Consider the following 13,058-nt stretch of genomic DNA (forward strand, 5'->3'; position numbering starts at 1 on the left):
TAATATTGTATTTTAGTTAATAAACTAAAATAAAAAATATAGCATCCAAAGAATGAATACTACATCTTTATTACATTATTTAAATTGATTTAATTTAGGTGTGTTTTCAAATGCTTTATATCCTACTGTAGGGTTTTTAGCGAATGTAGCAGAAGCTAGATTTGTGTCATTTAAGAAAGCTGATTCACCTATTTTAGCAACTAGTGGAAGATTAATTGTATTTAAGGCAGCATTATTAGCAAATGCTTCTGATCCAATTGTTTTAGCTAATGGAATATTGACAGTAACTAATTTAGCATCATTTGCAAAGGCTCCATAAGGAATATTTACTAATTTGTTTAAGTCTACCTTTGTTAAACTAGTTGCATCTTGGAATGCTCTTTCACCTAAAGTAACTACATTAGGTAATGAGATCTCAGTTAAACTGCTTGTTCCTAAAAATGCACCATATCCAATTGTTTTAGCCTGTGGCATAGTTATTTTAGTTAAGCTAGATGCTCCAGAAAAGGCATTTCCACCCACTTTTGTAACACTTGGGAAATTAGCTTCTTTTAGGCTAGTTGCTCCAGCAAAAGCAAATGCTTCAATAGTTTGAACACTATCCATAGTTACTGTTTTTAAGTTTGGTAAGTTAGCAAACATATCTTTGCTAATTGTAGTTACTTTTGGCAATGAGATGCTTTCTAATGCAATCGCATCACTAAATGCACCACTTCCTAAAGTAGTTACCTTAGGTAAGTTTACCTTGTTTAATTTAGCTGCAAGTCCAAAAGCTGATGATCCAATTTTAACAGCACTTGGTAGATCAATGCTTTCAAGCATTTTTGCATTAAAGAAAGCACCATTTGAAATAACATTAACTTTTGGTAAGTCTAGTTTTGTAATGTTATTTCCATGTGTTCCAGCAAAAGCATATGAACCAATGAAGATTGCATTTGGAAGTGAAATTTCACTTAAACTTGGCGTATCAAAGAAAGCAAAGTCAACTACATTTTGTACTTTTGGAAGTTTAACTTGTGCAAGTTTGGTTGCTTCTTTGAAGGCTGACATTTGAACTTTTGTAACTTCAGGCAAGTCAATTTTGCTTAATCCGCTAGCACCATAGAAAGCATGTGGCCCAACTACTTTAGCCATTGGAGCTTGAATTCAGTCTAAAGCCTTAGCATTTGAAAATGCAAATGAACTAATTTCTATTACTTTTGGAAGAGATACTGAATGTAATTTTTCAGTTCTTGAAAAAGCACTTGAGCCCATTGTTGTTAATTCGGGAAGCTCAATCTTTTCTAGTGCATTAGCACCAGCAAAAGCACTATCGCCAATTTGAGTTACTTTAGGCGCATTTAGGTTTGTTAATGCAACTGCATCCTCAAATGCACTACTTTGTATTTCAGTGGCAGAAGGAATATCAAGATACCTAAGTGATTCACTGCCTTTAAAAGCATTAGCTTCAACTACTTGAGCATTTTGAAATGCTGCACGTTTAAGATTTGCTAGTTTGTCAAAGATATTTGCAGGTACCTTTGTTACATTAGGGAAATCAACTGCAACTAATTGATCTGAGTTTTCAAATGCACTTGGTGCAATACTAATAATATCTTCATCAAAAACATGCCCAGTTGCTTGAGCTCATTTAAGTAGCATACCATTTTGAATAACTTTACCTCTTAGGCCCGTTTGTGTAAAGGCATTGTGCTCTACTGTTTTAATTTTTGGTAATTCTACATTAGTTAACTTACTATCATTAGCAAAAGCATTAGCTTTTATTGTGTCAACTTTAGGTAATGAGATTTTAGTTAGCAAGCTTGCACCTTGCAGTGCACTAGTCCCAATTTCTGTTGCATTAGCAAGTGTTAGAGCTGTAATTGTACCATTGTTTTTAAAAGCATTAGGTGCAACTTTTGTAACTGTATCTTCACTTACTTCACCTGTTGCGTCACTTCACTTAAGTAAAATTCCATTTTGAACAATTTTACCTGGCATATTTGGTGTGTTTGAAATATCAAAACTATCATCAATCTTTTGCAAGTTAGGTAATTGAATAAATGTTAAATAAGTATTAATGTCTTTATTCCATTTAGCAATCTTGGTTATATCATTTCCTTCTAATTTAAATAAAACTAATGTATTGTTCTTTTTAAGTAGGTCAATGATAGCTTGCAAGACATTTTCATCAATAGTATCAATTCCTTTTAAAGCAACTACTCTATTTGCTTTGTCAAAATTGATGCTACCTTTAGTTCCTGATGCTAGGGCATATTCAGCACTAATTAAATTATTTGATTCATTTACTTTGTTTATTGGTTCTTTTTTAGTGTCTAAATCAGCTGAATTTTTATCTTTTTCATGGTTACATGAAGCAGCTACAATAGGTAAAACACTAACAGCTGAAAGGGTACTTAATAGTAAAAATTTCTTTTTCATATTACTCCTTAAAATAAATCAATTCACTAATATTAATTAATAATTAATCTTCAATATTATAAAAATAGTTATCTACATAATTATTTTTTCAAAATCTCTGAAAAAATCAAGCATCCAAAATCCCTACCAGCTAGCTTTTTATGAAAAAAATATTCTCCTAAATAATTCAACTTCTAGCACTTGAGAAAAAATGAAAATGTTTCTTTTTTAAGGGCTAAAACACAAGAAAGAAAAATTCCACTCCTAATGTGAGTGGAATGAAAGAATAAACACTGCTACAATGATTCCAACAAATAATGAAAAGAGTATAAAGAATCATTTTTTCTTTTCAATATGGTTGTGATAGAATTCTGGGATAAATTCAACAATTGAGGTAAATAAGAATATTCCTGCAATTGCTGCAAACATACCGGCTTTTAATCATCATAAATCATTGATTTTAGCACCTGCATAGGCACCAATGAGCATAAATGGTAAGAAGAGTGAAAGTCCTAAGAAGGAAAGTAGTAGTGATTTCACTTTACTAAATCCTGCTTCTCTTAATCTGAAGTAGAAAATTGATTCTTCAGGGAAAAGGTGAAGGATTAAAGAAATAAAGTAAGCTGTAGAAAGGTTGTTTAATTTACCTTCTGTTGCTAAAGATAAGTTATATCCAAGTAAAATTCCTTCAGGAATTCTGTGTGTAAGTAATAAAAGTAAAGCAATAACCTTCATTTTAGGTGAAGTTTTATAAATAATTGCTTCCTCTGCTTGAGCTAAGTTTTCTTCTTGACCAAAGATATAGTCAGGGTGTGCATGATCATGATAGTGATTATCATGATCATGGTGGTGAATGTATTTATCACCTGTATATAGTGTTTTATCTTTAAAAATAACTAAACTATTTTTATTTTCTTGTAAGACTTCAGCATTTTTCTTTGAGTGTACATGTCCAGCGTCATGATGGTGTTCGTGATCCCCATGTTCATGAACAAACACACTCATGTTTTTATCTTTTTTTAGTGCTTTATTAATTCGATAAGTAATAACAAACTTCAAGGTAAATGAAAAGAGTAATCCAACAATTAATCCTGTCACTACTGTTGCTATATTAAGGCCATAAACGATATTTTTATTTTCGGATGCACCTGGGTAATAATCGATTGCACCATGACTTGAAGTTTCAATACTTTCGCGTAAAAATCCAAATAAAGCTAAGGCAATAAAGAATCCAGTTGAAAATGCATATAAGTAAAATGTAAAACTTTTAAATTTGCGATCTTTGAGTCTGTGAAATAGAGGTAAAATGAATGATAGCAACGTTGGAATTGATAGCAATATTAGTAAGGTTACTAAAACTACTATAAAAGTTGCTAAATTTTGATTTCCTCCTACAGAATCAGTTAATCTAAGATATAAATCTTGTAGAGACATTATTCTTCTTTAACATCAATATTGTGATAAACGTCTTGAACATCATCATCATCTTTTAATTTTTCAACAAAATCAAGAAGTTTTTGTTCTTTTTCAGCGTCATATTCTACATACATATTTGGTAAGTAAGTTACTTCACATTGAAGATATTCATTAACACCTAGTGAAGATTCAATAGCTGATTTTAGATCTGAGAAGTTTTCAGGGGCTGTAGTAATAACAAATGATTCTTCAGCAACCTCAACATCATCAGCTCCATTTTCAAGAGCGACCATCATGATGTCATCTTCTGATACATATTGTTTAGAAATTTCAATAATTCCTTTTTTGTCAAAGGCAAATGGGATTTGTCCAGTTTTCCCTAGTGTTGCATTTTGTTTGTTAAAGTAAGCTTGAATGTTTGATTTAACTCTATTTAAGTTATCTGAAAGTGTAACAACGATAAATGTTGCTCCCCCACTAACTGTTGCGTTAAATACTGTTTCAACGAATGCGTTTGAGTTTTTATCTCCAGCAGCTTTTTTAATAGCTCTTTCAATATTGTCTTTTGGCATATTTTTTGATTTAGCTTTTGCAATAGCAAGTTTTAAAGCTGGGTTTGATTCTGGATCTGATCCTTTTTGTGCAGCTACATAAATTTCTTTTGATAATTTTTGGAATACTTTTCCTCTTGCTGCATCTTGAGCACCTTTACGGTGCATAATGTTGGCTGCGTGTGAGTGTCCTGCCATAATTTCTCCTTTATTTAATTTCTGATGGTTTATAGATTGCATCTCTCTTGTGTTGAGAGATTCTGTGTTTGTGTTCAATTTTATCAATGATATCTTGTGATAAAACTTTAGATATTAATTCTCTATTTTCAATGTTGTCTAAGTAAAAATCAAGTTGTGCATATGAAAAGCCAAGTTCACTTTCATCAGTTTGATTTTCTCATAGTCCTGCTGAAGGTGCTTTAGAAATAATTTCTTGAGGAACATTAAGTAATTGAGCTAAAAAGCGAACTTCACCTTTAGTTAATCTTGAGATTGGAAGTAAATCTACTCCTCCATCTCCATATTTAGTAAAGTAACCAATAAAAGTTTCATCTAAATTGTCAGTTCCAAGCACCAAGGCGTTTTTGTCTTGAGCTTTTGCATATAATGTTGTCATTCTTAATCTTGGTTTAATGTTAGCAATCGCAAGTGGATTGTTTACATTTACAGCATCATAAATGGCATTAAATGCTTTTGATAGATCAACTACTTCAAACTTATCATAAAAAGTTGCTTCTAATTTAGCAATATCACTTAAGTCACTGTCTAGCATTTGACCAACTGGCATCACGATACCATAGGTGCGTTGTGGCATTAAGTTTTTTGCAATAGCATAAACTAAAGCTGAATCAATTCCTCCAGATATACCTACCACAAAGCCTTCAGCTTTTGACTTTGCTAAGTAATCTTGTAAGAAATTATTAATAACTTCTAAGTATTCTAAAGCAGCTTGCTTGTCATAAATAGGCTTGTTATTTTCGTATCTTGTAATTTTACTCATACTAACCTCTAATATTTTAATATTGAAAATATCTAAAATTTTACTAAATTTTACATTTATACTTGCAAATAATTTATACCATAATTTTGAAGGTTTTATATTACTTTTTAGTAATTTAATACAGCTCAAACTAACCAAAATATAAAAGTTATAAAAACACTACATTTTTTAGGTATTTTTTAGCTTTTTAGATTTTTCATCAACTTTTTATAATAAAAGATATAATAAGAATCTATTACAAATAAGGAATAAATATGACAGATAATACAGTTGAAAATATTGAACACAATAAGAAAAATCTCTTGCAATTTAGCTGAAAGCGCACGCTAAGACCTAGTTATAAAATTGCTTTTAGTGGAATAATGCTTGCTCTTGCAATCATTCTTTCTCTACTCAGCATGTTTTTAAAATTTACTTCATTTTTAAGTTTTAATTTATCTTTAATTCCAATTTTTATCACCTTTACCTATATAGGATTAAATTATGCCTTAATTGTAGGCTTTTCTCGTTTTCTAATTATGCCTTTGATTGCATCTGCGCTGCCTTTTAGTTTGGGAGCTGGAGTTGAATATTTAGGGAATTTTATTGTATTTGTTTCACAACTGTTCTTTTTTGCATTTTTTTATTTATTATATAGAGTAGTTAATTGATCTAAAATTAGCACTCCACTAGTTAAAGTGATACTAGTCATGATACTTTCAGCCCTTGCAGTAAGTATTATTATGCCTATTTTAAATACCTTTTTATTTAACATAATTTACTTTCGTATTCTAAACGTAATTAGTAGCTTTAGCCTTAGCGAAATAGTAAAGAATTACAATAGTCAATTTAAAGGTTTCTTTTTAGGCATTCCTAACTACTACGCGGGCTCATTTACTGTATATTTTATTTTTAATTTAACAAACATCTTAATAAATTGCATTATAATTTATATATTTATTACATGAGAATATAAAACTAATTTTATATATAAAATTAGCTCTAAAAATACATATTAAACAAAAGGAGCGGAAATGGATAAGTTCGATTTTAAATTTATCGACAAAAAATGACAAGATAATTGACAAGAATCCAATTATTTTGAACCAAAAGAAGATTTTACTCTTCCAAAGAAATACATTTTAAGTATGTTCCCATATCCAAGTGGTAAATTGCACATGGGACACGTTAGAAACTATTCAATTGGTGATGCAATTGCTAGATACTATCGTCGTAGAGGTTACAATGTGCTTCACCCATTTGGTTGAGATGCTTTTGGACTTCCAGCTGAAAATGCAGCAATTAAACATGGAATCCACCCAAGAAAATGAACTTACGAAAACATTGATTCAATGGATAAGGAAGTTCAAAAGCTTGGTATTTCATTTGCTTGAAATTACGAATGCATTACTGCAGACTATGATTACACCAAATGAGAACAATATATCTTTATTAAACTTTGAGAAAAAGGTTTAATTTACAAAAAGAAATCACAACTTAACTGATGTGAAAATGACAATACTGTTTTAGCTAATGAACAAGTTATTGATAATAAATGCTGAAGATGTGATGGTGAAGTTATCCAAAAAGAAATGGATACTTACTATCTAAAAATTACAGCTTATGCTGATGAATTATTAGCTGACTTGCAACAACTTGAAGGGCACTGACCTCAACAAGTTTTAACTATGCAAAAGAACTGAATCGGAAGAAGTCAAGATTACAAACTTACTTTCGATCTTAAAGCTAACAAATTTAGTCAAGCTACTACATTAGTTGCTTATGAAAATAACTTAAATACAATTTCAAATATTGACTATGTAGCAATTTCAAATAAACACCCATTAGTAGAAGACTTAAAACAAGCTAACTACTTTAGCGACAATGAACTAGCATTATTAGAAGAAATCAATCTTAACTTTGTTAAAAAAGATTTCTCTAAGAAAATCATGCTAGCAACTCCTTTTGTAGCACTTAACCCATTTTCAAAACAAGAAGTAGCAGTGATTATTTCAGACTTTGCCTCAAATAATCCAAATAAAGAAGTTACATTAGTTTCAGCAACTAATGAAACCCAAAAAGCTTTCATGGACTTTAATAACTTAGCTTATGAATTAGATCATAAACAAGTTATTGATCCTTCTAGTCTTGAAACTGAAGTTAAATATAACTTAAGAGACTGAGGTATCTCACGTCAAAGATACTGGGGAACACCAATTCCACTTGTTAACTGTAGCAAATGTGGAACTAACCCTGTTTCATTAAACTCATTACCAGTACTTTTACCTGAAAAAGTTGCCTTTACTGGTCAAGGTAATCCACTTAACACCAATGAAGACTGACGTTTAGTTAAATGTCCAAAATGTGGTGAATATGCTCAAAGAGAAACAGACACGCTAGATACTTTCTTTGAATCAAGTTGATATTTCTTACGTTATACAACTCCTACATATTTAAGAGAAGACTATGCAATTGAGCCACAACATTTAGCTTACTGAAATTCAGTTGATGAATACATTGGTGGAATTGAACACGCAATCTTACACCTCCTTTATGCAAGATTCTTTACAAAAGCTTTAGCTGATGTTGGTTTAGTAAGCTTTAGAGAACCATTTAATAACTTAATTACTCAAGGAATGGTACTTAAAGATGGCGCCAAAATGTCTAAGTCAAAAGGTAATGTAGTTGAACCTGGAGAAATGATTGCAACTTATGGTGCTGATACTTCTAGACTATTTATCTTATTTGCAGCTCCACCTCAAAAAGAACTTGAATGAAGTGATTCAGGTGTAGTAGGCTGCTTCAAATTTATCAATCGTTTATTTGAACGTTCAAAAGAAATTGATGTAAATTCAAATTATAAAAACATTGATCCAGCTAGCTTAACTAGTCAAGAAAAGAAAGCTAGATATAAACTATACCTAGGTATGCAAAAGCAAATTGCAACTTTTGAAGATAGAAATAACAATTATTCTTTCAATACTTTAGTATCATGAACTATGGAAACCCTAAATGAGTATGATCAAATCACTCGTGCAGACTTAATCACTGAAATGTTCTATGTTTTATTAAACATTCTTGAACCATTCATTCCACACTTTGCTTGAGAAATTTCTGATCAATACTTTAATCTTGTTAACTTAAAAGACTTTAGCATTGATACTAAAGCTTTAGAACTTGATGAAGTTACTTATGGAATCACTATTAACGGTAAAGTTAGAGCTGAACTTCAAATTTCAAAAAGTGCAAGCAAAGATGAAGTCTTAGCTCAAGCTAAAACTATTGTTGCAAAATGGCTAGAAGGCAAAGAAATTGTTAAAGAAATCTTTGTTCCTGGCAAAATTGTTAACTTAGTAATTAAATAGAAAAGAGGAGAAATGCCAAAAAAACCAAATATAAAAAAATATAAATATCTTTCAACAGAAGAATTTATTGACGCTTTAGAAGGAATTAACTATTTTTCTAAGTATGATCACATCTTAAAAGAAGAATCTCAAATTGATGAACACATTCTAGAACGTTCAACTAATTCATTTGCACTAGTTGTATCTGCAAAAGAAATTACTGGTATTGATGGATTCGGTGTTATTGAAGCTAGATATGATGACAATCAATTCGAAAGACTATACGAGTTCTTCCAACGTATAGATATCGAAAATCGTGAAAACACACTTGTTATTTGCTTCGATATGCTACGTCTTGGAGAAGAAACCGGACTTACAGAATATGAATTCAAGATGAGTCCATGTGTTTATGTAAAACCTATTAAATTAGAATTAGTCCCAGACCAACTAATTTATAGATTTACATTTAAACCATTATCAAACTTCTCACTATTACAAACAGTTGAATTAGATGAAGTAACTATTGATGGTGAAACTTTTGAAGTTCCACTTTTTGGGGCTCAAGGAATTAGAGATGTGCCTCAATTATTACCATGAAGAGAATTTGCTAATACTCCTGAAGAAGTTAAGGTAGTTAGAAACTTTATTCAAACAATTAAAGATTTAAGTACTCCAGGTCACCCATTCCCTAATGGAATGACTGAAGAAGATCCATTAAGTCTAATCGATCGTGAATTTGTAACTTTCAAACCTCACTTATTAGGCAGAACAAGATATACAATGGCTGAAGTTGAAAACATCTTCCTAAGCAACATCGATTCAAGAATACCTAAATCTTCAGATCAATACGTTTATGAAGAAATGGCAACAATTATCAACTTCCTTGATCCACTTTTCTTTAGAATTAAATTTGACTTACTTGATATTTATACTCAAGATCGTCAAGGCCCAATTGAATTCATTATTTCTCAAATTACTGAGTTAATTACTACTCAAATGGAAGTAAATAGTGATATTAATAATAAATTAACTCAAAAATTAGGTAAACAACAACAAGAATTTATAGTTAGAGAAAAAATTAAACAATTACAAGATTACCTTGAAGAAATGGGTTCTGATGCGATTGAAGATGATTTTACTAAAACTATTAAAGATGAAAAATTAAGAACAATTTATCCAGAATCAGTTATTAAGCTAATTGCAGAAGAAGATAAACGTTCTTCAGAAATGATGCCAGCATCTCCTGAAGCTGCAATTTCTAAAAACTATACCAATACCCTTAAAAAATTACCTTGAAGAAAAGTTCAACGTGAATTATTAGATATTAAAAATGTTAAAGAAACTCTAGACCAATATCACTATGGGCTAGAAGAAATCAAAGAAAGAATTCTTGAATATCTTGCTGTTTTAATTAATACTAAGAAACAAAACAAGAATAAAAATGAATACACAATCATTGATAACGAATACTTAATTGATCACGACCTTTTCAAAGAAAATGGTAAAAACTTACAAGATAAATACAATAATGTTCCAATTTTAACTTTAGTTGGTCCTCCTGGAACTGGTAAAACATCTCTTTCAAAAGCTATTGCTGAAGCTTTAGGAAGAAAATTTGTCAAGATTTCTCTTGGAGGGGTTCATGATGAATCTGAAATTAGAGGTCACAGAAGAACTTATGTAGGGGCAATGCCTGGAAAAATTATTAAAGGGATTACTAAAGCTGGTGTATCAAACCCAGTTATCTTACTTGATGAAATCGACAAGATGGCTTCAGACTTTAAAGGTGATCCAGCTAGTGCAATGCTAGAAGTACTTGACCCTGAACAAAATACAAAATTCCAAGATCACTATCTAGAACATGAATATGATCTTTCTAAATGTATTTTTATTGCTACAGCCAACTACTTTGACAACATTCCACCTGCCCTTGTAGATAGAGTTGAAATTATTGAACTTTCAGCCTACACACTAAGCGAAAAAGTAAATATTGCTAAGAAATACTTAGTTCCTAAAGTTCTTGAACAATCAGGTTTAGGAAAAAGAATGTTCAAAATTTCTGATGAAGCATTAGAATACATAATCAAGCACTATACAATGGAAGCTGGAGTTCGTGGTCTAAAACGTACTCTTGACAAAATTGCTCGTAAAATCGTGCTTAAAAAACTTAATGACCCAGATATTACTTCATACAAAATTGAAATCAGTGATTTAGAAGAATTACTTGGTGTTATTAAATACAAAGATGAAGAAAAAGAAGAAGATAACCTTCCAGGTGTAGTAACAGGTTTAGCTTACACTTCATTTGGTGGATCTACTTTACCAATTGAAGTAACTACTTATGAAGGTAAATCAGAAATTAAACTTACTGGTTCTTTAAAAGAAGTAATGCAAGAATCAGCTCAAATTGCTTTAACATACGTTAGAGCAAATGCAAAACACTTTGGTGTTGATAAGTTTGATTTTGAATCTAACACAATTCACATTCACGTTCCTGAAGGTGCTGTACCAAAAGATGGTCCATCTGCTGGTGTAACATTTACTACAGCAATTATTTCAGCTCTTTCACAAAGAGTAGTTTCAAACGAAATTGGAATGACAGGTGAAATTACCTTACGTGGAAAAGTGCTAGAAATTGGCGGATTAAAAGAAAAATCATTTGCAGCCTCATCTAAAGGCTTAAAACGTATCTTTATTCCTGCTGGAAACGTTAAAAATCTTAAAGACATTCCACTTGAAATTAAAGAAAAATTAGAATACATTCCTGTTAAAAATTACGAAGAAATCTACCAAGTAATTTTTGAAGGAAAAGAACCTAACGAAATTATTACTTTTAAAAAATAGATAAGTTATGGAAAAACAATTCACAGAGAAAAGTTTTACATTCTTTACTATAAACTTTGTTATAGGTGTTGGTTTTATAACCACTATATCGCAAGTGCTAAAAATCTCTTATTGAGGTTATTTAGTTCTCTTATTAGCTGGCTTTTGTGTATTTGGAATTGCTTTAGCCTATTCACGCCTAGCCAATACTTATAATGATCATTATGGAGGCTCATACTCTTTTGCTCGTCACATTGATGATGAGGTAGCAAAAAATAAAGCTACACGTTCTAAAAATAAATTTTTAGATAACTTAGTGTTCTTTGTTGGATGAAATCAATTCATCCAAATGCCTTTATTATCAGCCATTGCCCCACTATTTTTAGTGGATGCAATTGAGCTAATAATCCCAGATCGCGATCAATTTCCACAGTATGATTTAGTTATGTGAATAACTCGTGGAGCTTCAATAGTTTTATTCATAATTATTATTGCAATCTCTACCATAGGCTTAAAAACTAATAAAAAAATCATTCTGATCGCCTCATCATTTAAATGATTTATCCTACTTTTAGCCCTTATCATTATGATGGTAGCTGTGGCTAAGGCATCTTCTCAACCAGTTATGGCAGTTAGTCAGGATCAAAAACTTAATGTTATTTCTCCAAGGCTCATAATTTCCAATACATTATTATTTATGTATGCTTTTGCTGGTATTGAAGATGTTTCTTCAATGGTCAAAGATGTTAAATTTAAAAATTTCCGTAAAATTCTGCTTATTTCATTTGCTGTAATTTTCTCATTCTATTTAATATTTTTCTCACTCTACTTATTTTTACCAAATGAATTAAAACCTCAGCCAAATAGTAACATTAATATTTCAGCTATTTATACCTATGGACTAGGTAGCGCTGGTGTTATCTTATTTATTATTGGATTCTTATGTAATGATCTTAGCTTCAAGCTATTTCAAAGTGCTTCAACAGCTCGAAGAGTTGTTCCACTAGCTGAAGATGGTTACTTACCAGCTTCTTTAGCTAAGCAAAACAAAAATCATGAGTTTAGAAATGCAATCGTTTTTACTACAATAATCATTTTAGTCTCTATGGTTATTTTATGAATCATTCCTTCAATCATGCAGAATGATAACGATAAAAAAGACTTCTTTGATGGAACTATTATTGCTTGTTCAACTGCACTCTTTATCGAGGATATTATTACCTTTAGCACAGCCTTTGTCCTAGAAGGCAAAAAACGTATTCCTCGTATACCAGTTTGAGAAAAAATAGTTTATGGACTAGATTTAATTGCAATTATCTTTTTACTAGTTTTATTCTACTGTCCATGAATTATAGGTGATACTTGAGGAATTAAGAATACAGTAGCTATTGTTTCTTACTTAGTCTTTGTGCTATTTGGTTTCATTTTAAAAGCCTGATATCACTATAATGTGTCACACTTAATCAAAGAAAAAATGAGATTAAAGAAAACTCAAAAACAATAATTTCAAGCCTACGGGCTTGATTTTTTATTTTCTTATCTGGT

8 protein-coding genes are annotated in these 13,058 nt (G+C 30.9%); 4 read left to right on the forward strand and 4 right to left on the reverse strand.

Annotation, left to right across the window (positions count from 1 at the left end; genetic code table 4):
• Window positions 1–75 precede the first annotated feature (75 nt).
• From ACNQ2T_RS00255 to nadE, 4 genes are all read right to left on the reverse strand, one after another.
• Complete coding sequence (locus ACNQ2T_RS00255; protein WP_418035688.1) at window positions 76–2,421, reverse strand: leucine-rich repeat protein; 2,346 nt, start codon at window positions 2,419–2,421, stop codon at window positions 76–78.
• A 243-nt stretch (window positions 2,422–2,664) separates the two neighbouring features.
• Complete coding sequence (locus ACNQ2T_RS00260) at window positions 2,665–3,834, reverse strand: ZIP family metal transporter (RefSeq protein WP_416755099.1); 1,170 nt, start codon at window positions 3,832–3,834, stop codon at window positions 2,665–2,667.
• Entirely contained in the window at window positions 3,834–4,565 is a 732-nt protein-coding gene (locus ACNQ2T_RS00265) for a YebC/PmpR family DNA-binding transcriptional regulator (RefSeq protein ID WP_416755100.1), read from the reverse strand. Before ACNQ2T_RS00265 ends, ACNQ2T_RS00260 begins: the two co-directional genes overlap by 1 nt.
• A 10-nt stretch (window positions 4,566–4,575) precedes the next feature.
• On the reverse strand, window positions 4,576–5,367 hold the full coding sequence (gene nadE / locus ACNQ2T_RS00270; protein ID WP_418035689.1) for an NAD(+) synthase: 792 nt from the start codon (window positions 5,365–5,367) through the stop codon (window positions 4,576–4,578).
• Window positions 5,368–5,621: 254 nt separating this feature from the next.
• Between nadE and ACNQ2T_RS00275 the strand changes: the two genes are divergently transcribed.
• The 4 genes from ACNQ2T_RS00275 to ACNQ2T_RS00290 are packed head-to-tail and all read left to right on the forward strand — an operon-like array spanning window position 5,622 to window position 13,017.
• Window positions 5,622–6,365, forward strand: coding sequence for an MPN527 family putative ECF transporter permease subunit (locus tag ACNQ2T_RS00275; RefSeq protein WP_418035690.1), 744 nt, complete (start codon window positions 5,622–5,624; stop codon window positions 6,363–6,365).
• A gap of 15 nt (window positions 6,366–6,380) precedes the next feature.
• Window positions 6,381–8,711, forward strand: coding sequence for a class I tRNA ligase family protein (locus tag ACNQ2T_RS00280; RefSeq protein WP_418017999.1), 2,331 nt, complete (start codon window positions 6,381–6,383; stop codon window positions 8,709–8,711).
• Window positions 8,712–8,723: 12 nt separating this feature from the next.
• Window positions 8,724–11,534, forward strand: coding sequence for an endopeptidase La (gene lon / locus ACNQ2T_RS00285; RefSeq protein WP_418006224.1), 2,811 nt, complete (start codon window positions 8,724–8,726; stop codon window positions 11,532–11,534).
• A 7-nt stretch (window positions 11,535–11,541) separates the two neighbouring features.
• A complete protein-coding gene (locus tag ACNQ2T_RS00290; RefSeq protein ID WP_418035691.1) occupies window positions 11,542–13,017 on the forward strand; it encodes an APC family permease in 1,476 nt (491 codons plus the stop codon).
• The last annotated feature ends 41 nt before the right edge of the window (window positions 13,018–13,058 follow it).

It is taken from the genome of Mycoplasma haliaeeti (assembly GCF_048284645.1).
Lineage (GTDB): Bacteria > Bacillota_I > Bacilli_A > Mycoplasmatales > Metamycoplasmataceae > Mycoplasmopsis.